The organism is Affinundibacterium nitidum, assembly GCF_014284155.1.
In the GTDB taxonomy this organism is placed as follows: Bacteria; Pseudomonadota; Gammaproteobacteria; order Burkholderiales; family Burkholderiaceae_D; genus Undibacterium; species Undibacterium nitidum.
Genome location: NZ_JACOFZ010000002.1, coordinates 209,080 through 230,652, shown reverse-complemented (window position 1 = coordinate 230,652; position 21,573 = coordinate 209,080). Strand labels below are relative to the sequence as shown.

Genomic DNA, 21,573 nt, shown 5'->3' with positions numbered 1-21,573 from the left:
GGTGTTACTTCGTGGTGACTACTTTAAATTTAATTACAACTTCATCAGCGACCATGCTGGTGTCTTTCCATTCGCCATCACCGATACCAAAGGCAAGGCGCTTAATCGGCAAACTACCTTCAAACAATTGTCCAGTTCCATCTGCTTTGTAGCTTAAAGGAAAACTGGTCGCGACAACTTTGCCTTTGATGGTCAGATTTCCGCTCACTTGAAGCTTGCCAGGTGCAATAAGCTTCATGGCTGTTGAAGTGAAAGTCGCTTTGGGGAATTGTGCGGCGTTAAACCATTCTTTCTTTTGCACCTCTTTGTTGTACTCGGGCGCGGGCAATTCTAAGCTATTCATATCGATTTCAACTTGAGCTTTCGACTGCTCGATTTGTTTTTCGTTGAGATCAATAATCACCGCATAGCGCTTGAAACTTGCCTGGACTGGTACTTCCATTTGCTTGAAGGTGATTTGCAGGCTACTTTTGGCATTGTCGAGTTTGAGGCTTCCCGCAAATACCAGCCCCGTTGTGATGCTCAATAAAGTAGCACTGCTGAGACGCAGAAAATTTTTCATTTGAAAATTCATATTCATTCCTTATCTTTAGTTTTTACCTGGAAGCATGCGCTCTAGGGTTCCATCTTTATCGATGAGTTTATGTTTCAATGCTGCTGCGAAATGCATTGCAACCAAGATTGCCATGATAGTCGTCAGAATTTCATGTACTTCTTTGAACGAATCTTTGAGTTCCGGCATGGGCGGAATCAATGCTGGCAATTGCACGATACCGAGGTAGACAACTGGAAAGCCTGCCGCATAGGAATACAAGTAACCAGAAATTGGCACTGCGAACATTAAAAAGTATAAAAACAGATGGGTGGCTGTCGCCAGATTCTTCTCCCAAGGCTTGAGTGATGCTTGATATGCAGGCGCACCTTTCCACAAACGCACCAGCAAACGAATCGCCACCAAGCCCAGTACCGTGACCCCCAGCCACTTATGCCAAGCGTAGTACTGTAATTTGGCTGGGCTAATGCGCATTTCTGTCATGTAGGTACCTAGCGCGAACGCCGCAACAATGAGGATCGCGATCAACCAATGCAAGAAAATACTAATGCCTGAATATTTTTGCATACCAGAAGCTCCAAGGAAATTAGTTCGAACTAGAACTAATATAGCAAAAAAAATGAAGTTGCGCAGAAAATATTCAAAATTCTGTCAAAGTTTCTAAGCTTCTTGAAGGCCCGTTTGTGCTGCTATTTGAGGGGAAAGCAGGGTGAAATTTAGTCATGTTAAAAGTGTAATTTAAAGTTTAATTTCGACAAGCTTTTTGGGTAATAAAATGAAAAAAAACAATCAAAATCAATTTCTTTGACGATAATACCACTTGTATTTTATATTGATACAAATTGAGACAAATGTAGATATTTTTGGAAATTTGTCGAAGAAAATTCAATTTTAGAGGGTTGGTTCTAGTCTTTTTAGAAAAAAACACCGTTTTTCTCTAATTCTTGCAATAAATTTGTAACTGGGAAATTAATTGCTTTTGATACCAGTTGCATTTTCAATACACTTTTGTCGTAAAAATGCAAAGAACAACAAAATCTTCATTTTTTTTCACAAAAAACCAAATTTCCGATTCATTTTTTGCGAAACGCATGTCATATTCTAGTCACACAGAGGTTGTAGTGAAGTGATAAAAAATACAGATTTTAATTTTTAATCAATTGAAACCGAGTTAAGTTTTATCGCTGTTGGGAGGGGGTTAATCGTAACCATCCATTACGAGGCGCCATCAAATTGAGTTATCAAACTCTTAATAATTATATGTAAAGGCCTAAAATGAAGAAATCAAACGTAATCGTTCGTCCGTTATTGTTGTCAATTCTCGTTGGCAGTGCATGCAACGCGATGGCTGCAGACCGTGTGGATTTGGAAAAAAATAACGGTGCAGCACGTGCATCTATTATGTCGATCGGCGGCCGCGTAACGGCAGCTCAGCATATCGGTTTGTCTAGCGATGAATTGAAAGAAGTCCGTTCACAAGCTTATGCTGGCGGCAAAACAATTACTCGTCACCAACAGTTTCACCAAGGCATTCCAGTGTGGGGTGAAGCGGTTATTGAGCACCGTGGCGCGAGCGACAATACACCAACAATGAGTGGTGCGATGTTGTCCGGTTTGGCACAAGATTTGCCAAGCGTGAAGCCAACATATAGCGCATCTCAAATTTTGTCTTTGGCAAAATCCAAAGCACAAGTTTCCCGTTCCAGCAACGATCAAGCTAAATTGTTCGTTAAGCAAGATGACAATGGCGTAGCACGTTTGGTTTATCAAGTGTCTTTCTTGGCTGATGATGCAGGCAAACCAAGCCGTCCATCATTCTTGATCGATGCGAATTCTGGCGCGGTATTGCAACAATGGGATGGCATTACACATTCTTTGACAGGAACAGGTCCTGGCGGTAATGCGAAAACTGGTCAACGTGAATACGGTACAACTGCTGGTTACGGTTACCTCGACGTATTGGTGAGTGGCTCTACATGTAAGTTGAGCAGCACTAATGTTGATACTTACAACATGAACGGTGCAACATCTGGTACAGGTACATTGCATTCTTTCACATGCCCACGTAACACTGTAAAAACAATCAACGGCGCTTATTCTCCAATGAATGACGCGCACTACTTCGGTAACAAAGTATTCGATATGTACCAAGCGTGGTTGGGTGTGCGTCCAATCAGCCAAAAATTGGTCATGAAAGTGCATTACGGCACAAACTACGAAAATGCATTCTGGGATGGTTCAGCAATGAGCTATGGTGACGGTGCAACTACGTTCTATCCATTGGTATCTTTGGACGTAACTAGCCATGAAGTTAGCCATGGTTTCACGGAGCAAAACTCTGGCCTGGTTTACTCTGGTATGTCTGGTGGTATGAATGAAGCGTTCTCCGACATGGCTGGTGAAGCTGCTAAGTACTATGTCACAGGCACGAACGATTTTAAAGTTGGTGTAGACATTTTCAAAGCAGCTGGCGCATTGCGTTATATGTACAACCCACCATTGGATGGTGCATCCATTGACAACGCAAGCAAGTACACAAGCAGCTTAGACGTTCACTATTCCAGTGGCGTGTATAACAAAGCTTTCTATTTGTTAGCAACGAAAGCCGGCTGGAACACACGTAAAGCATTTGAAGTAATGGCTGATGCGAACCGTTTGTACTGGACTGCAAGCAGCACATTCAATGCTGGCGCATGTGGCGTTGAAAAAGCAGCTGCTGCACGTGGTTATACAGTAGCAGACGTAACTGCCGCATTCGCAGGTGTTGGTGTGAGCTGCTCTGGTACAACGCCTCCACCAGCTGCAACAGCGTTGACAAGCGGTGTGACAGTAACAGGTATTACATTGGCTAAAGGTGCTACTAAGTTGTACAGCATTGTTGTTCCAGCAGGCAAAACAAGCTTGACAGTGAAATTGTCGGGCGGTACAGGTGACGGCGATATCTACTTGAAAGCTGGCGCTGCTCCAACAACAACTTCGTACACATTGAAGTCTGATGGTTCTACAAATACTGAAACGATCACTGTGACTTCACCAGCTGCTAATACTTACTACATTTTGGTAAGTGCTTATGCTGCGGTGTCTTCAACAACGATCAATGCAACAGTGAAGTAAAAAGGGAGGGTACGAGCACAGTATGAATTCATATTGTGTTCGTCAAAGTCAAACAATGCGTGTCATAGCGTATTGTTGATGAAAAAAGAAAGCGGCAAATTCAGAGATGAATTTGCCGCTTTTTCATTGGGACCTAGGTTTACGTATTGTTGTGAGTCTCAACTCAATATTCAAAGCTGAGACTTAAACTCGAAACCTAGATTGCTTTCGCCAATTTTGCTGCGATCCCCGTGTAGTTACCAGGGGTCATTGCCATCAAGTGATCTTTCGCTTCTTGCGGAATTTGCAGTTTGGCGATGAACTCACGCAAGGCTTCTTTAGAAATACCTTTGCCGCGGGTCAATTCTTTGAGTTGCTCGTACGGATTTTCGATGCCGTAACGACGCATTACTGTTTGCACAGGCTCCGCTAACACTTCCCAGCTATTGTCTAAGTCTTCAGCGAGGCGAGCGTGATTAGTTTCGAGTTTATTCAGGCCACGAACGCAGCTGTCGTATGCCAATAAAGTGTAACCGAGGGCAACGCCGATATTACGCAAGACAGTAGAATCAGTGAGGTCACGCTGCCAACGTGACACAGGTAATTTTTCTGCTAAGTGCTTGAGTAGGGAGTTGGCTAAACCCAAGTTACCTTCGGAGTTTTCGAAATCAATTGGGTTAACTTTGTGCGGCATGGTCGAGGAGCCAATTTCGCCTGCTTTGGTTTTTTGCTTGAAGTAACCAACAGAAATATAACCCCAAATATCACGGTTCAAATCGAGCAAAATCGTGTTGGCGCGAGCGAAGGCATCAAACATTTCAGCCATATAATCGTGCGGTTCAATTTGAATTGTGTAAGGGTTGTAGGTCAAACCCAAACGTTGTTCAATCACATTCTTGGAAAAGCTTTCCCAATCATGTTGTGGATAAGCTGATAAATGTGCATTGTAGTTACCAACCGCACCATTCATTTTGCCCAAAATTTCGACTTGTGCAATTCGTTGTGCGGCGCGCTGCAGGCGAGCAACCACGTTGGCCATCTCTTTGCCCAAAGTCGTTGGGCTTGCTGTTTGACCATGCGTACGCGAAAGCATAGGCACTTCAGCATTCTCAATCGCGATTTCTTTCAGGCGATTGATGAGCTTGTTTAACGCCGGCAACATGACCGAGTCACGTGCTGTCTTTAACATCATGCCGTGGGACGTGTTGTTGATATCTTCTGACGTGCAAGCGAAGTGAATAAACTCCGCCGCCGCTTTGAGCTCTTGGGTAATTTCAGATGCAATATTCAGGTCACGTTTTGGTAAATGCGCGTAGCTATCTGGTAGTGCCAAACCTACGGATTCTTTCAACCAATATTCAACTGCTTTTACGTCATGGTTGGTAACTGCTTCAATAGACTTGATCCGTGCTGCATCTTCTTCAGAAAAATCGGCCGCAATACGATTTAGTAACGCATTCGCTGCTTCTGAAAACGGTTTGATCTCGTTAAAGCCAGCTTGGGAAAGAGCTTGCAACCATGAGATCTCAACTTTGACGCGATGATGCATAAAGCCCGCTTCAGATAAGGTTGCGCGCAAAGCGTCGACCTTAGATGCGTAGCGGCCATCCAATGGCGAAAGAGCAGATAGGGTAGAAAGTGACATAGGTGTGGACCGTAAAGTGAAGATGAAACTTGCAGGCAAGAGAAAAACAACAGTTTAGAGAAATAGCGGAATTTGTTTAGTTCGCGGTGAAAAACACACAAACATGAAAGTATGGCTATTCATAATCGCCAAGAAATACCGCAAATTACGCCCAAAAAGGCTGTAATTTCTTTCATTCGACTTGCCGGAAAGCTCGTATTTTAACACGGCTTGATACGCTTTTTTCGTCATGGTTGACTGTCGATTGGGATCTGAAGGTCTTCTCGATCCAAGCATGTGACTGACAATGTTATAATTTCACCTAATTGAAACCCCCACTGAAATTGTTATTAATTCATTTTTCTAACAGTTCAATCGAATAGCTTATGAAACTCATTGGTTCCCTCGCCAGCCCTTATGTGCGAAAAGTCCGCGTCGTTATGGCGGAAAAGAAGTTGGACTACGCATTAATTCTCGAAAACGTTTGGGCAGCAGACACGACGATTCAGCAATCCAACCCATTGGGTAAAGTTCCTTGTTTGTTGATGGAAGACGGTGGCGCCATGTTTGATTCGCGCGTTATCGTTGAATATCTCGATACGCTAACCCCAGTAGGTAAATTGATTCCACCACATGGTCGTGAACGTGCTGAGGTCAAAAACTGGGAGGCATTAGCTGACGGTATTCTGGATGCAGCAGTGATGGTGTTCGTCGAACGCACGAAACGTGAGCCTGAGTTCCGCAGCGAAGCTTGGATAGGTCGTCAACTCGATAAAGTGAATGCGGGTTTGAAAGCGATGTCTCTAGGCTTAGGTGAGTCTGCTTATTGCGTGAGTAACCACCTAACCTTGGCAGATATCGCTGTAGCCTGTTGTTTAGGCTGGTTATCGTTCCGTTTCCCTGAAATACAATGGCGCGACGAATATCCGAATTTGGCGAAGTTGTTTGATAAATTGGGTGAGCGCCAATCGTTTAAGGATACTGTGCCACAGTGATCCTTTGCATCAAATAAGAAAGCGTGTAGAGCCATTTTTTCTCTACACGCTTTTTTTACGTCCCTAACACTCAATAATCGCCGGAATCAGCCTCGCAATGAGAAGTTAATGCTTGCCGTGGCAAGAACGGTCACCGATTTTCCATCTTCAACATAAGGCTTGAAAATCGCACGCATTAAAGCTGTTTTCGCAGATTCGTCTAATCGATTGAAGCCCGAGGATTTGATGATTTCAACTTTCTCCGCGCGGCCTTTGTCGTTCACCAGCACTTGCATCACCACACGACCTTCTTCGCCCATACGTTTGGCCATAGGCGGATAGTCTGCTTGTGGTGCTTGAATGTATTCAACGGCACTAATGACTTTGGGGCCACTTGGCTCTGCTTTCGCTACACTGGGCATTGCCGTAACTGGAACATGGCTAGGCGCTGGTGGTATTTCACTGACCGCCGGCGCTACTTGAATCGCATCTGGATTATCGGCTTTACTCGCCACAGCCGTTGGCATGTTAGTCGTAACAATATTCTCTTGTTTGCTGAGTTTTTCAGTCTTTTGTGCGGGAGGAACCTGGGCGGGCGGCTGTGCGGTCGGCACCATCATCACTATCGTTTGCTTTGGTTGAGTGGTGAGACGGGAAATCGGATTAGCTAAGATGGCTGCGAGCAGCACAACGTGAGCGAAAGCAATCATCGCAATTGTTGCGAATTGTCTTTGTGACTGAGGTGCCGTTGAAAAGTGCATGATATCCAATCTCCGCTAAACGAGTCGCTGTTTCCGCAAATCGATGCAAATAATCTAAATAAGAATAATTCGTATTTAGATTATGCTCGATTTTTTAAGCGACTGCAAGAATTTTGTGCAGTGCAAACCTCGGAGATTGATATTTCACAAACGAAATGCTGTGAAGAAGATCAATGCTGACGTGGTTCCTAGGCTGGTGCGATTGCGGGGGAGCATTGGAATGGGGGGGGGGATGGATTCGAGTCTCTAGATTCAAATCCACTTTTTTTGCGGTAGAAAGAGCTCAGCTACCCATTACTTCACCGAGGCGCACGGCGCCAGCAGGTTTCCATAAGGGATTAAATTGCATGCTTTCTTTTTGGAATAGCATCACCACTGTTGAACCCAGAAGAAAGCGTCCCATTTCTTCGCCTTTCTTCAGTTCAATCTGTTGGTCTGTATAAGTCCATTCACGAACTTGATTCGTGCGAGGCGGATTGACAATGCCGTGCCATGCAGTTTGCATGCTACCGACGATGGTAGCACCTACTAGTACCAGCACAAACTCACCCGCGGGGGAGTCAAACACGCAGACCACACGCTCATTACGAGCAAATAAACCAGGCACGCCGCGCGCCGTCGTTGGGTTCACAGAAAATAACTCGCCAGGTACATAGATCATGCGTTTCAATCGGCCATCGCAAGGCATATGAATACGGTGATAATCGCGTGGGCTCAGGTAGATATTGGCAAATTGACCGTCGTGATATTTTGCAGCGAGACTGGCGTCACCGCCAACAAGCGCGGTGGCACTAAATTCATGACCTTTCGCCTGAAAGATTTGTCCGGCATTGATTTGACCAAATTCACTGATTGCTCCATCGACAGGACAAACGTAGGCAGTGTCGGCAATCGGACGGGCGCCTTCACATAGCGGGCGAGTGAAAAATTCGTTAAAGCTGGCGTAGCTTGCCGTATCAGGGTTCGCTGCTTCCGCCATATTTACATTGTATTTCTTGACGAACCAATTGATGAGCTTAGTGGTGCGTGCACCGCCCCGATCATTGGCAACTAAACCTGCAAAAGCGGTCAGCAAATATTTAGGTAAAAGATACTGCGGCAAAACGGCAAGGCGGTCAGACACGGCAAGCTCATCATGTAATAAAAGATTCGCGATTATAACGGTTCATACTTGGAAACTGAAAATTTGCAGCCAATTTCGTCTCGAAATTAGCTTTCTTGAGATGTCATACGCCTTTAGTGAAATTGGCATAAGATGATTGCTAAGGGGTTGCGACGAAGAAAAATGCTTGTTTAGGATTTGACTAAAGATGATTTAGAAATATTCTATTGGATTAGTGAAATTCATAGTGATAAGCTTCTAGTCATCGAATCAGAAAACTATTCGCGGTACAGTTTATTGAGCAAGACTTGAAAATAGACTGAACGGCAATAAATGAAATACTCATTTCAATTTACTAGGAGAACTTAATGAAAACAGTAGGACAAAAACTCGAAGCGTTCAGCGTACCATCAGCAAAGCCAGGTTTTAATCATCATGAAGAAAACGGCGTTTCCGCATTCGAAACGATCACTGAGGCGTCTTTCCCAGGTAAATGGAAAATTATCTATTTCTATCCAAAAGATTTCACATTCGTTTGCCCAACAGAAATCGTTGAATTTGCAAAATTGGCAAATGACTTCGCTGATCGCGATGCAGTGTTGATGGGCGGTTCAACTGATAACGAGTTCTGTAAATTGGCATGGCGCCGTGAACACAAAGACTTGGATAAATTGAATCACTATGCATTTGGTGATGCAACAGGTTCTTTGGTAGACATGTTGGGCGTCCGTGATGTCAACGCTGGTGTAGCTTTGCGTGCAACTTTCATCGTTGATCCTGACAATGTCATTCAGCACGTTTCTGTGAACAACTTGAACGTAGGCCGTAACCCAACTGAAATCTTGCGTATTTTGGACGGTTTGCAAACGGATGAGTTGTGCCCATGCAACCGTACAGTGGGCGGCGCCACTTTGTAAATTCAATTGTAGGGGACATAGCGTTGTTGCTTGTCCTCGCAATACTCAAGTATTGCTGCAAGGGTTTGCAAGTTGGGCGCCTACCTCTGTCTCCCTAAAATTGAATTTCCAGCAGAATTTGGATTTTGAGGGTGATGAGTTCGAATCTCTGCAATGGCAGTACAATCAACCCGCTTCGGCGGGTTTTAAAACCACTTTTTAATAGGTGAAAACTATGGAATTTCTTACTTCAATTAAAAATAGCATTCCTGACTATGCTAAAGACATCCGTTTGAACGTGGATAGCACAATTGCTCGTTCTAGTCTCGAAGGAAACGATGCCGTAGGTGTAGCCTTGGCAGCAGCGTTCGCGGCGAAGAGTAAAGTGATCGTTGATCTGATTAAGAACTCCGGCAATATCTCTCCAGAAGAAATTCAGGCAGCGATGACAGCAGCGGCATTGATGGGCATGAATAATGTCTGGTATCCATTTGTCGAAATGGCCGATGATGAGGACTTGAAAACCCAAGGCGCGCAGCTGCGTATGAACGCATATGCGACCAACGGTGGTGTCGATAAGCGCCGTTTTGAGATGTATGCCTTAGCGGCATCGATTGTTGGTAAATGTCATTTCTGCGTGAAATCGCACTTTGACCTGTTGAAGAAAGAAGGCATGAGCACCGTACAATTGCGCGATGTAGGTCGTATTGCAGCTGTGATTAATGCAGCGTCTCAAGTGATTGCAGCAGAGGCTTGAGTCTAAGGGCGGCATTTCAGCGAACAGACAAATGTCTCCGCTTTCGTGCTAAAGCAACAGCTTTCCTCTCGGACAAAGATCACCATCTACCCTTGGTCGGCTTTTGATTGCCGACCATTTTCTTTTCTGTTAGCGTGCTTGCTCGGCTTTTTTCATTCGACTTCGGCTGGATGGGAAATTTAGTGCAACTGCAGACAGGACATAAGAAATGCAACATCCAGCATTCGATGAATTCAAACGTGCTTTTAACTCTAAACAATTTGATCAAGCTCTGAACCACGTAGAGCAACTTCTGCAAGAATTCCCGAATTCTGCCGCTTTGCGTTGGCATCGTGCGAATTGCCTCGAAAAGCTTGAGCGCTATATCGATCTACCCGACACTTTAGAAATCGTCATTCAAAAACTGCCAGACCATTTACCAGCACGCTTAATGCGTGTGGAGTACAGTGATTGGTATATGGAAAAAGAATTGCCTTTGATCGATGGCGAAGATGAGGCTGACGAAGATGACTTACCTGCCGCTGTGCAAGAAGTAAGAGCGCGCCGAGCTGAGAGACAAGTCGAACTCGATGCCCGCAATGAATCTGATTTACGCTTGATTTTAGCTAAAGAGCCTGAACACGCACAGGCAAGTTTTTTGCTCTCAAATCACTTACGTCAGATTGAATCGAGCGATGAGGTTAATGCCTTGCAGTTGGAGGAACGTGAACGTGAGGCCGCACAACTGCTTGATCAAGCCATTCAGGCAGCACCCAAACAAGCCGACTATTACTTAGCGCGCGCCGGTCATGCGCGCGCAAATGCATTTGCGAATATCAATGAGGAAGATGCAAATGCGGAATTGCCCGCCAACGTGGTGCGCACCTATAGTGGCATCTATTATTTGAAAGATCGTCTGCAAGCCGCAGCTGCCGACTACCGCACTGCTTGGAGCTTGTCGCAGCAACCAGGTCACGCGCTCAAATTGGCAACCACATTGCATGATTTAGGCCAATTCGATGAAGCCTTGGCTATTTATGATGATGCTCTCGCCAAAATGCCAGAAGATGCACCATTACGTGCCTACTTCATTGAACGCCGCACGATGTCTGAAAATAATGGAGCCGGTGAGCGCGAGCACTTTGCCAATATGTTGTTAAATGGCTTGGATGATAGCGGTAAGGATCGCAATCTGTCAGACAATATCGCTGCGCAAGCCATCATGGGAGCAGCCGATGCCATCCGCCGTGGCGCTAGTGTTTCAGACGCGCTAGCTGCCAATATCAGCGACGACCCCGATACCATGCGCGCCATGAGTTTGGCGAGGCAGTTATTGAATTTGGTCAATGAACCTCACCCTGAGTTGGCCGAAGTGGATGCGAAAGACTACCCAACGTATCAACGTCAACATGCGGACAAAACAGAGAAAGCCGCGCTGAAGGCCGGTATGCACAAGATTTGCGATGCCGAAGCCATGGGCATGTTCAAAATGTTGGGCCAACACGTGCTGCTGCGCTTTTATCGAGATGAGAGTGGTGAAATCGGCATGGCTAGCTTTAAGATGAAACACAAATGGCCAGGCTTTGTGGCGGTGATGATTTTGTTTGTGATGGGCAAATGGAAAGCTCATGCGATGGTCGAGTGTGTCACAACTTTCGATGATGGCACCTTGATTTCGACTCAGCCGGAAAGCATTTCGCCATTTAGTTATGGTGATCGCGTCATTCTACGTAAGCTGCCGAAAAACGTTAGCGTTGCTGAACTCATCACTGTTCATCAAGAAGCAGTGGCGGACTACAAGCTACAACATCCTGAAGCCAAAGCGCGTATCGTCAATGACTTAGCGGGTGTCGAAGCACGTTGGATAGAGGGCCAGCAAATTAAGGCAGCTTATCGGAAATCGATTGGTTACGCGAGTGATGAAGAGCTCCATAAAATGCTCGGTGCGCAATACGATAATTTAGCTGAAAAAATTCGCAAGCAATTGCAAATCATGACGGCTTAAGGCGTAACTTCGATTCGAAAAGATCTGGGTTCGAAGCAAAGGACTTGGATTTTTCGTGATTGCCCCGATCTATTAGAAATCTAGCGATAAGTATCGCCAGCTCCTATCGCAAATACGGGGGACGGTGCTACTATCCCCCACATTTCCTCGTCCCCTGATAATTTTTCCTTCATGCGCTTCTTTACACCACGCCCGACCTTCACCGAGTTACCCGCGATAGGACTGCAAGCGCAAGATATTCATATCTTACATTCCGCTGCAAGCTTTAAGCAGCGGTTACTGCAGCAGATCGCCTCCGCGAAGCGCAGAATTATTTTATGCTGCTTGTATTTGCAGCACGATGAGGCAGGACAAGAAATTTTAGATGCTTTATATGCAGCGAAAAAAGCCTCTCCCTCGTTGGAGGTTTTTGTTTTCGTTGACTGGCATCGCGGTCAACGCGGTCTCATCGGCGAACAAAAAATTCCCGGCAAAATTGCGGGGAATGCAGCGTGGTATCAAGCGCAAAGTGCGCTGCATGGCGGAACTGTTCCTATTTATGGTGTGCCCGTACAAACACGCGAATTATTCGGTGTGTTGCATTTAAAAGGCTATGTGATTGATGACACCGTGATTTATAGCGGGGCGAGTATCAATAATGTGTATCTGCAACAGTTCGAAAAATATAGACATGATCGATACTGGCTCATTAAGAACACGACGCTTGCCGACAGTATGGCTAGTTGGATGCGCGAACAGTTTTTAAACAGTTCCGCAGTTCATCGACTTGATCAAAACCAAGTACCTGCGACGCGCGCTATCCGCTCCGATATTCGTGCTTCCCGTGAAAAGATGAAGAAGGCCAGCTATCAATTGTCTATTGCGCAGAGCTTGCCGACTTTATCTCAGCAAAAAGCCTTGGCGGTGACTAATATTGTCGGCTTGGGTAATAATAATCGACTCAATCGCTACATTTGCCAGCTACTCGCTTCGGCACAGAAGCAGTTGACGATATGTACACCTTATTTCAATTTCCCTCTAGCGATTACGCGTGAAGTCAATCGTGCCATCAAGCGTGGGGTAAAAGTGCAAATCATCGTGGGCGATAAGCTTGCGAATGATTTCTTTATTCCGCCTGATCAAGCGTTCAAAGCGATTAGCTGTTTGCCCTACCTTTACGAGATGAATTTGCGACGCTTCGCCAAGAAACATCAGCAAGATATCGCAAGTGGTGCACTGAAGATCCAGCTCTGGCGAGATGGTGATAACACCTATCATCTGAAAGGGATTTGGGTTGATGAGCTATACACCTTGGTGACGGGGAATAATCTCAATCCGCGCGCTTTTAGATTAGATCTTGAGAACGCCTTGTTATTCAGTGATCCACAAGGCGAATTGCTGGCGCAGCGCGAAGCCGAATTGCAGCAAATTTTGCAGCACACGAAACTGGTCGAACACTATCAAGATTTGCAAAAACTGAATGATTATCCGCCGAAAGTGAGGCAGTTCTTGGCAAGGCTAAGCCGTGTCAGATTGGACCGGCTCGCCTACCGAGTTTTGTGATGAAGTTATCTTAGCGTGCGGTTAAAAAGTTCAAGGGTGCGTGACCAAGCGAGTTGCGCGGCTGTTTTGTCATAGCGTGGTGTCGTGTCATTGTTGAAACCATGCTCAACGCCTTCATACACGAAGCCCTGATACTTCACGCCAGCGGCTTTCAGTGCATCCTCATATTTTGGCCATCCCGCAACCAGTCGTTCATCTTTGCTCGCATGATGCACTAACACTTCTGCTTTAATGTTGGCTACTGTTTCTGCTGCTGGCGCTCCCCCGTAGAATGGTACTGCGGCTTTCAGATCGGGTATCTTCGTCGCCAGGAAATTAGCGATCGCTCCACCGTAGCAGAAACCCACCACACCAACTTTGCCGTTTCCACCATCAATGGTTTTTAGTATGCCAGCTGCGGTGATAAAGTCTTCTCGCGTTTTCGCTTGTTCGAGTTTTGGGAACAGTTCGCGTGCTTTTTCTTCAGTACCAGGATAGCCGCCTAATGGAAACAAAGCGTCGGGGGCAAAAGCGATGAACCCATCTAGCGCGAGGCGTCGTGCAACATCTTCAATATGCGGATTCAAACCACGATTTTCATGCACCACGAGTACGGTCGGTAGTGGTCCCTTAGCGTTTGCTGGGCGCACCAAGTAAGCTCGCAAGCTGCCATAGCCATTGGGAGAAGGGTATTCAACGTAACTGGCGACAATACGTTTGTCATCGGGAGCGATTTGCTGTGCCGCTGCGAAGTTCGGGCTGAGTGCCTGCAATAGGCCTTCGGCAGTGACGACACCAGCAGCGTATTTACTAGCTGAACTAAGAAATCCACGGCGACTAATTCCACCATGTACATATTGATCAAATAATTTAAGCACCTCTGGATGGAAGTCTTTTGCTGTTTGCATCCTTACTCTCCTCTTGGATAGATTGATGTACCGCTGAATTGTGTGCATACGATACACAAAATCCAGGTGATTTGCACTGACTTGGTCACTTTGACCCGCTTCTTCAAATTTGGAAAACGCATATCGATGTTCGAAATGATTCGTTTTCTGTATCTCTCCCACTCTTTATGCTCTCGTTTTCAAAGTTCAATTTGAGCTTAACTTAAATTTGGAGCACGTTTCTATGAAAGTATTTCGTGGTGTTAGTACCTACATTTTTTCCCTAATTATCGGACTCGCAACTCCGGCCCTCGCTTTTGCAGCAGACCTAAGTCTTCTGAACGTATCCTACGATCCGACCCGCGAGTTGTATCAGGAAATTAATCCCGCATTTGCCAAATACTGGAAAGCAAAAACGGGCGATAACGTCACGGTTAAGCAATCTCATGGCGGATCAGGAAAACAAGCGCGTTCTGTTATTGATGGCTTGAGTGCTGACGTGTTAACCCTTGCGCTCGCCTATGACATCGATGCAGTAGCCGAGAAAAATTTGTTGGCCAAGAATTGGCAAAAACGATTAACAAAGAATGCAGCACCCTACACATCAACCATCGTTTTCTTGGTGCGCAAAGGAAATCCAAAAGCCGTCAAAGATTGGCAAGATTTGCTTAAACCCAATCTCGCTGTGATTACACCAAATCCCAAAACTTCCGGCGGTGCACGATGGAATTACCTTGCTGCATGGGCCTATGCTTTGCAGCAGAAAGGCGCTACCGAAGCAAGCGCGCAAGAGTTTGTTAAGAAACTGTATAAGAACGTTCCTGTTTTAGATTCAGGTGCTCGAGGATCTACAGTGACATTTGCGGAACGCGGAATTGGTGACGTGCTATTGACCTGGGAAAACGAAGCCTACCTAGCGTTGAAGGAGTTCGGCGCCGATAAATTGGAAATTGTGACGCCTTCCATTAGTATTTTGGCAGAGCCGCCTGTGACTGTCGTTGATAGTGTGGTCGACAAGAAAGGTACTCGCACGGTTGCTGAGGCTTACCTCAATTTTCTGTATAGCGATGAGGCTCAAGACATCATTGGTAAAAATTTCTACCGTCCTAGTTCAGAAAAAGCTGCACAAAAATATGCAAAGCAGTTTGCTAAGTTGAAGTTGGTCAACGTCGACGACAGTTTTGGCGGTTGGACGAAGGCACAGAAAACTCACTTCGCTGACGGCGGCGTATTCGACCAAATTTACCAGCGTTGATCCGTATCTATCGAACGGTTCTGGTTTCGCCCTCATCGTTCCGCACCTCATGAATCATGGTCTGATAGATAACTACCTAAGTCTCTTTATGCGAAAAACGACTAAGTAAATAATAATTTATTCGTTTTTCGCATAACCGTTCTGTGGAAAGATGCGGAACCTTGAGCCAGCGATCTTCAATTGACTGGCGATCGCATCTACGAATTTCTTCTCAAAGGCAGCAAATGGCATTCTTAAGTACCAATCGAGCGAAGGCGAGACGCGTTATTCCTGGCTTCCACCTGTCGGTCGGATTCACTATCTTCTATTTGGGACTGATCGTTCTGATTCCTTTATCTGCCGTGTTTGTGAAGACTTTCACCATGACTTGGGATGCGTTTTGGCATACGGTGACTTCTGAGCGCGTGATGGCTTCTTATCGCCTCACCTTTGGTGCTTCTTTGTTGGCAGCTTTTATCAACGTCATTTTTGGCGGCATTTTGGCGTGGGTCTTGGTGCGCTATAAATTTCCAGGCAAGCGCTTGATTGATGCTTTCGTCGATTTGCCGTTTGCCTTACCTACCGCTGTCGCTGGTATCACCTTGGCGACTTTGTATAGCCCGAATGGATGGCTCGGTAGATTACTAGCGCCATTCGATATCAAAGTGGCCTACACGCCGCTCGGTGTCTTGGTGGCATTGATTTTTATTGGCTTGCCTTTTGTGGTTCGCACCGTGCAACCAGTCTTGGAAGAAGCTGAGAAAGAGTTGGAAGAGGCTGCCATTAGTCTGGGCGCAAGCCACTGGCAAACTTTTACCCGAGTGATTTTTCCAACGATCTTGCCTGCGGTATTAACAGGTTTTGCTTTGGCCTTTGCCCGCGCCACAGGTGAATATGGTTCCGTGATTTTCATAGCCGGCAATATGCCGATGATTTCAGAAATTACACCATTGTTCATGATCACGAAACTCGAACAGTATGACTACGCAGGCGCAACTGCTATTGCAGTCGTGATGTTGATTATTTCCTTTATTTTGTTATTGACGATCAATGCTTTGCAAGCCTGGACTCGTCGCCGCCAAACTGCTGGCAAAGCTTAAGGTTCATCCGTGCTATGACTACTACCGCTATCAATCCTTCATTGTCTGCTTCGGTCCCGAATCCGAGTCTTCGTATCGAGCCTCCCCTGCAATTGCAGGCCACACTTGAGCCATTGTGGGTGAGAATTACCTTGGTGACGGTGGCCTTGGCCTTTGTCATCCTGTTTCTCTTCGTACCTCTCGCTGCGGTGTTCACCGAAGCTTTGCGCAAAGGTTGGGAAGTCTATCTGACATCGATCCAAGAGCCTGATGCCTTATCTGCCATCAAATTGACTTTGACGGCCGCCGCCATCGCAGTGCCACTGAATTTAGTATTTGGTGTCGCCGCTGCTTGGGCCATTGCCAAGTTTGAGTTTCGTGGCAAGAACGTTTTGTTGACGCTGATCGACTTGCCGTTCTCGGTATCGCCTGTGATTTCTGGTTTGATTTATGTCTTGTTGTTCGGTGCTCAAGGCTGGTTTGGTGACTGGCTACGTGCGCACGATATCAAGATTTTGTTCGCGGTCCCCGGCATCGTATTAGCCACTATTTTTGTCACCTTTCCATTTATTGCACGTGAGTTGATTCCATTGATGCAAGCGCAGGGTAGTGAAGAGGAGGAAGCAGCGTTGGTACTCGGCGCTTCAGGCTGGAAAACGTTTTGGCATGTCACCTTGCCCAATATTAAATGGGGTCTGTTGTACGGCGTGATCCTGTGTAATGCACGTGCCATGGGCGAGTTCGGTGCGGTGTCGGTCGTGTCTGGCCATATTCGCGGTGAGACCAATACCATGCCTTTGCAAGTTGAGATTCTCTATAACGAATACAACTTCACTGCCGCTTTTGCGGTGGCCTCACTGTTGACTTTGTTAGCGCTGGTGACATTGGCATTGAAGACTATCGTCGAGTGGAAGACGGACGAATCACGTCAACGTATTCCGCAAGAGTGAGTGAAACATTCGAATTTCATCAGCACATTGTATTCCGAATTTAATCGTATTAAGTGTTAAGAAAGTGTCAGGAAAAGATTATGAGCATCGCCGTTAATCAATTGCACAAACGTTTTGGAAATTTCACCGCTTTGGATAATGTATCCCTCGATTTTCCGAACGGCGAATTGACCGCTTTGTTGGGGCCTTCGGGCTGCGGCAAAACTACGCTGCTGCGTATTATTGCTGGCTTAGAGTACGCTGACCAAGGCCAAGTCTTGCTAGACGGTGAGGATGCGTCGAATCAGCATGTGCGCGAACGCCAAGTTGGTTTCGTGTTTCAGCACTATGCTTTGTTCAAGCATATGACGATCTTCGAAAATATCGCTTTTGGCTTGCGTGTGAAACCGCGCCATCTGCGCCCAACAGAAGCGCAAATCAAAGAAAAAGTGACGAAGCTATTGGAGTTAGTGCAGCTTGATTGGTTGGCTGATCGTTATCCACCACAATTATCTGGTGGGCAGCGCCAACGTATCGCTTTGGCACGCGCCTTAGCGGTTGAGCCGCGTGTTCTGTTACTCGATGAACCATTCGGGGCCCTCGACGCCAAGGTGCGTAAAGAGTTGCGTCGTTGGTTGCGTCGTTTGCATGATGAACTTCATGTGACCAGTATTTTCGTCACGCATGATCAGGAAGAAGCCTTGGAAGTGGCGGATCAAATCGTGGTGATGAACCACGGTAAAGTTGAGCAAGTCGGCGCGCCGAATGAAGTCTATCAACATCCAGCGACACCATTTGTCTATGGTTTCTTGGGTAATGTGAACCTCTTCCATGGCCGAGTGCATGAAGGCATTTTGGATGCAGACGGTGTTGCCTTTGCTGCACCAGGCCATGCAGAAACGCGCGATGCAATCGGTACGGGTTATGTGCGTCCACACGAATTGGAAATCGATCGTTACACCGCTGGCGCTGAAGGTTTGCCAGTCAAATTGCGTCGTGTACATGGGATTGGTCCATTAGCGCAATTGGAGCTGGTGCGTGAAGATAATGGTCAGTTGATCGAGGCGATGATCAGCGCCGAAAGAGCTGTGCATTTGACTTTGCAAGTCGGCGAAATTTTGCTCGTGAAGCCGAAGCGCCTGCACGTGTTCGTTGAAAACCTTCCTGCGTAACGTGAGGACTTCCCCAAAACAGACGCTGGCGTTGTTGTGTTCGCCTCGCCGTGCAGGCGCACTGTCTTCGGCTCCACGCCTAGTCAGCGCAATTTTGAGTAAGTCCTGTTTGATTAAAGGGTGTTTATGAACTTCCAACAATTACGCTCAATACGTGAAGCCTGCCGTTGCGGTTATAACCTGACGGAAGTGGCTAATGTGTTATTTACATCCCAACCGGGCGTGAGCCGTCAGATTCGTGAAGTCGAAGAAGAATTAGGCGTCGATATTTTTGAACGGAATGGCAAACGTCTGACAGGCTTAACCGAGCCAGGCAAAGGTATTTTGCCAATTATTGAGCGATTACTTCTCGAAGCTGAGAACCTACGCCAAGCGGGCAATGATTATTCCGATCAAGCCCGCGGTACTTTGGCGATTGCGACGACACATACCCAGGCGCGTTATGTCTTGCCAAAAGTGGTGCAACAATTCCGTCATGCGTTTCCTGAAGTGCGTATCGCTCTACAGCAAAGTGCACCTGAACATATCGCGGAATGGGTGTTGTCAGGTAAGGCTGATATTGGAATTGCGACCGAAGGTCTATCTCAGTTTAAAGATCTTGTTTCTTTCCCTTGTTACGAATGGAATCACGTGGTCGTGGTTCCCGAAGATCATCCTCTGCTCAGTATTGAAGAATTGAGTTTGGCTGATCTTGCTAAGTATCCTTTGATTACCTATGACGTTGGCTTTACTGGTCGCGGGCATATTGATGAAGCCTTCCGTCAAGCGGGTTTGCGCACAGACATCGTGCTCACCGCGATGGATTCAGATGTGATTCAACAATATGTTGCTTTGGGTTTGGGCGTGGGTTTAGTCGCTTCGATGGCGATTGAAAGTAGCGCTGATAATCAACGTTCAAAAGGTTTGAGAACGCTCTCGGCTAGCCATTTGTTCCGTACCAATGTCACACGTTTGGCCGTGCGTCGCGGTGCTTATTTGCGCGCTTACACTTACGATTTCATCCAAAAGTTCGCGCCATCATTGAGTCGCGAAGATATTCGTAAGGCGATCGCAGAAGTCGAACTTGCCTAAAATTTATCATCCAAGCTAAAGCAATAGCCATTGGCGTTTCCTTATTGAGAACACATGCCATGCCTGAGCATGATTTGGTGTTCTTCTATAGAATCGTGCCTTTGCCGCGTCATTAACGCTCGTTCAGAGTGAGCTTTGGCGGTGGCTGTGCTGAATAACAAGAACAAGGCGAGTACGACGTGATTAAAATCGAAGCTTTAGAAAAAGAATACGTAGTGGGGCAGCGTCGAATTGCTGCCTTGCGCCGCATTGACCTACAGGTTGAGAAGGGCGAAATTTTCGGCATCATTGGCCGTTCTGGTGCGGGTAAGAGCACTTTACTACGTGCCCTCAATTTATTGGAACGTCCGACCGCGGGTAAAGTCATCATCGAAGGTGAAGATATAACCCAATACGACACGCAACAATTGCTGGCGCTGCGTCAGCGCATCGGTATGGTGTTTCAACACTTTAATTTGTTGAGCGCGAAAACCGTCGAACAGAACATTGCCTTTCCACTTAAACTCAGTGGCAAGTACAGCAAAGAGCAACGTCAACAACGGGTTGACGAATTGTTGGAGTTAGTTGGGCTGAGTGCACATCGTCACCAGTACCCTTCACAACTTTCCGGCGGTCAAAAGCAGCGTGTTGGTATTGCCCGTGCCTTGGCGAACTATCCGCACCTTCTCTTGTGCGACGAAGCGACCTCTGCGCTCGATCCTGAAACCACACAATCCATTTTGCGCTTGCTGCTCGACATCAACCAAAAACTGGGTTTAACCATCGTTTTGATTACCCATGAAATGCAAGTGATTCGCAGTATTTGCGACCGTGTTGCGGTGATTGATGGTGGTGAGATCGTGGAAAGTGGTGAAGTGGTCGATGTATTCCTCCACCCGCAACATCCATTGACACAAGGTTTAGTCGCCGAAAATCAAGCTTTAGATTTGGAACTCTTGCAGCAATTGCGCCAACGTGAGAACAGCGATTTGCTCCGTTTAACTTATGTGGGTGATGCGACCCACGAACCAATTCTTCACAGAATCGCCGCACAAACCTCGGCAGATATCGTGATTTTGCAAGGTGTGATCGCACGTATTAAAAACACGCCGTATGGCCAATTGATTGTAGAGCTGGCTGGTGAAACGAGTGAACGCATCAAGGTGAGACAGTTGCTGACCGCTGCGCAAGTGCGCATCGATGACTTGCACTCAAGTGCAGTGGAAGGAGTGCAATAATGGATTTTTCTGTCATTGATTGGGAAGATATTCTACAAGCGACGTGGGACACATTAACCATGACGGGCGTGTCACTGTTTTTTACTTTGTTACTGGGTTTGCCTCTGGGCGTCTTATTGTTTTTGACCAGTAAGCGACAATTGCTGGAGCAGGGCCTTGTGTATAACTTATTGTCTTTCGTGGTCAACATTCTGCGCTCAGTGCCCTTTATTATTTTGCTGATTGTATTGATCCCCTTAACTTTGTTATTGGTCGGCACATCGTTGGGCGTTGCCGGAACTATCCCGCCTTTAGTGATAGGCACGACCCCCTTTTTCGCTCGCCTCGTTGAGAACGTGTTACGCGAGGTCGATCGCGGCATTGTCGAAGCTTGCCAAGCGATGGGCGCGAAAACTCATCAGATTATTTTGCACGCCTTGTTACCAGAAGCATTACCGGGCTTATTAGCAGCCACCACGGTGACGACGATCGCTTTAGTCTCATACTCAGCAATGTCGGGTGTGATTGGCGGTGGTGGTTTGGGTGACTTGGCATTGCGGTTTGGATACCAACGATTCCAAACCGAGGTCATGATCGTGACCGTTGCGATCTTGGTGATCTTGGTGCAAGCGATGCAGTATTTGGGTGATTTCTTGGTGCGTAAATTCACGCGAAAATAAGCCTTTAAGCTATTAGGAGTTTTTAATATGTCATTCAACCTCAACCGTCGTCGCTCGTTA

At 46.5% G+C, this 21,573-nt stretch carries 19 protein-coding genes; 13 read left to right on the top strand and 6 right to left on the bottom strand.

All coding sequences use genetic code 11. The features are described from left to right. Positions 1 to 4: 4 nt before the first annotated feature. Both H8K36_RS08525 and H8K36_RS08520 read right to left on the bottom strand, forming a co-directional pair. The gene (locus H8K36_RS08525) at positions 5 to 574 is read right to left on the bottom strand and encodes a YceI family protein (protein ID WP_230404422.1); all 570 of its coding nucleotides are present in this window, start codon (positions 572 to 574) and stop codon (positions 5 to 7) included. Positions 575 to 589: 15 nt separating this feature from the next. Further along, entirely contained in the window at positions 590 to 1,120 is a 531-nt protein-coding gene (locus H8K36_RS08520) for a cytochrome b (RefSeq protein ID WP_186916070.1), read from the bottom strand. Between the two features lie 708 nt (positions 1,121 to 1,828). On the opposite strand from H8K36_RS08520, the gene H8K36_RS08515 reads away from it, so the two are divergent. Continuing rightward, positions 1,829 to 3,667, top strand: a complete 1,839-nt coding sequence (locus tag H8K36_RS08515; protein WP_186916071.1) for a M4 family metallopeptidase — start codon at positions 1,829 to 1,831, stop codon at positions 3,665 to 3,667. Positions 3,668 to 3,863: 196 nt separating this feature from the next. Here the strand turns inward: H8K36_RS08515 and purB are convergent, their stop codons facing one another. Next, on the bottom strand, positions 3,864 to 5,291 hold the full coding sequence (gene purB, locus H8K36_RS08510) for an adenylosuccinate lyase (RefSeq protein ID WP_186916072.1): 1,428 nt from the start codon (positions 5,289 to 5,291) through the stop codon (positions 3,864 to 3,866). Between the two features lie 365 nt (positions 5,292 to 5,656). Here purB and H8K36_RS08505 point away from each other — a divergent pair, with 365 nt between their 5' ends. Continuing rightward, a complete protein-coding gene (locus tag H8K36_RS08505; RefSeq protein WP_186916073.1) occupies positions 5,657 to 6,265 on the top strand; it encodes a glutathione S-transferase N-terminal domain-containing protein in 609 nt (202 codons plus the stop codon). An 86-nt stretch (positions 6,266 to 6,351) separates the two neighbouring features. Here the strand turns inward: H8K36_RS08505 and H8K36_RS08500 are convergent, their stop codons facing one another. Both H8K36_RS08500 and asd read right to left on the bottom strand, forming a co-directional pair. Next, the gene (locus H8K36_RS08500; RefSeq protein WP_186916074.1) at positions 6,352 to 7,005 is read right to left on the bottom strand and encodes an energy transducer TonB; all 654 of its coding nucleotides are present in this window, start codon (positions 7,003 to 7,005) and stop codon (positions 6,352 to 6,354) included. Positions 7,006 to 7,288: 283 nt separating this feature from the next. Beyond that, positions 7,289 to 8,128 carry an archaetidylserine decarboxylase gene (gene asd / locus H8K36_RS08495; protein WP_186916075.1) on the bottom strand — a complete coding sequence of 280 codons (840 nt, stop codon included), beginning with the start codon at positions 8,126 to 8,128 and terminating at the stop codon, positions 7,289 to 7,291. Between the two features lie 347 nt (positions 8,129 to 8,475). On the opposite strand from asd, the gene H8K36_RS08490 reads away from it, so the two are divergent. The 4 genes from H8K36_RS08490 (at position 8,476) to pssA (ending at position 13,286) form a co-directional block, all read left to right on the top strand. Then, positions 8,476 to 9,024 carry a peroxiredoxin gene (locus H8K36_RS08490; protein WP_186916076.1) on the top strand — a complete coding sequence of 183 codons (549 nt, stop codon included), beginning with the start codon at positions 8,476 to 8,478 and terminating at the stop codon, positions 9,022 to 9,024. Positions 9,025 to 9,238: 214 nt separating this feature from the next. After that, the gene (locus tag H8K36_RS08485) at positions 9,239 to 9,760 is read left to right on the top strand and encodes a carboxymuconolactone decarboxylase family protein (protein ID WP_186916077.1); all 522 of its coding nucleotides are present in this window, start codon (positions 9,239 to 9,241) and stop codon (positions 9,758 to 9,760) included. Between the two features lie 208 nt (positions 9,761 to 9,968). Continuing rightward, positions 9,969 to 11,744 (top strand): tetratricopeptide repeat protein, encoded by a 1,776-nt coding sequence (locus tag H8K36_RS08480; protein WP_186916078.1) that lies wholly within the window; start codon positions 9,969 to 9,971, stop codon positions 11,742 to 11,744. 171 nt (positions 11,745 to 11,915) lie between these two features. Next, a complete protein-coding gene (gene pssA / locus H8K36_RS08475; protein WP_186916079.1) occupies positions 11,916 to 13,286 on the top strand; it encodes a CDP-diacylglycerol--serine O-phosphatidyltransferase in 1,371 nt (456 codons plus the stop codon). Positions 13,287 to 13,291: 5 nt separating this feature from the next. On the opposite strand, the gene H8K36_RS08470 is transcribed toward pssA, so the two are convergent. After that, positions 13,292 to 14,173: a dienelactone hydrolase family protein gene (locus tag H8K36_RS08470; protein WP_230404420.1), complete on the bottom strand. Its 882-nt coding sequence runs from the start codon at positions 14,171 to 14,173 to the stop codon at positions 13,292 to 13,294. 223 nt (positions 14,174 to 14,396) lie between these two features. On the opposite strand from H8K36_RS08470, the gene H8K36_RS08465 reads away from it, so the two are divergent. The 7 genes from H8K36_RS08465 to H8K36_RS08435 all read left to right on the top strand — a co-directional run bounded on the left by H8K36_RS08465 (position 14,397) and on the right by H8K36_RS08435 (position 21,513). Continuing rightward, entirely contained in the window at positions 14,397 to 15,407 is a 1,011-nt protein-coding gene (locus H8K36_RS08465) for a sulfate ABC transporter substrate-binding protein (RefSeq protein WP_186916081.1), read from the top strand. Positions 15,408 to 15,631: 224 nt separating this feature from the next. Continuing rightward, positions 15,632 to 16,486, top strand: coding sequence for a sulfate ABC transporter permease subunit CysT (gene cysT / locus H8K36_RS08460; RefSeq protein ID WP_186916082.1), 855 nt, complete (start codon positions 15,632 to 15,634; stop codon positions 16,484 to 16,486). Positions 16,487 to 16,500: 14 nt separating this feature from the next. Beyond that, positions 16,501 to 17,415 carry a sulfate ABC transporter permease subunit CysW gene (cysW, locus tag H8K36_RS08455; protein WP_186916083.1) on the top strand — a complete coding sequence of 305 codons (915 nt, stop codon included), beginning with the start codon at positions 16,501 to 16,503 and terminating at the stop codon, positions 17,413 to 17,415. 80 nt (positions 17,416 to 17,495) lie between these two features. Beyond that, complete coding sequence (locus H8K36_RS08450; protein WP_186916084.1) at positions 17,496 to 18,566, top strand: sulfate/molybdate ABC transporter ATP-binding protein; 1,071 nt, start codon at positions 17,496 to 17,498, stop codon at positions 18,564 to 18,566. A 126-nt stretch (positions 18,567 to 18,692) separates the two neighbouring features. Then, positions 18,693 to 19,637: a CysB family HTH-type transcriptional regulator gene (locus H8K36_RS08445; RefSeq protein ID WP_186916085.1), complete on the top strand. Its 945-nt coding sequence runs from the start codon at positions 18,693 to 18,695 to the stop codon at positions 19,635 to 19,637. 179 nt (positions 19,638 to 19,816) lie between these two features. Continuing rightward, positions 19,817 to 20,854 (top strand): methionine ABC transporter ATP-binding protein, encoded by a 1,038-nt coding sequence (locus H8K36_RS08440; protein WP_186916086.1) that lies wholly within the window; start codon positions 19,817 to 19,819, stop codon positions 20,852 to 20,854. After that, positions 20,854 to 21,513 (top strand): methionine ABC transporter permease, encoded by a 660-nt coding sequence (locus H8K36_RS08435; protein WP_186916087.1) that lies wholly within the window; start codon positions 20,854 to 20,856, stop codon positions 21,511 to 21,513. Before H8K36_RS08440 ends, H8K36_RS08435 begins: the two co-directional genes overlap by 1 nt. Positions 21,514 to 21,573 lie beyond the last annotated feature (60 nt).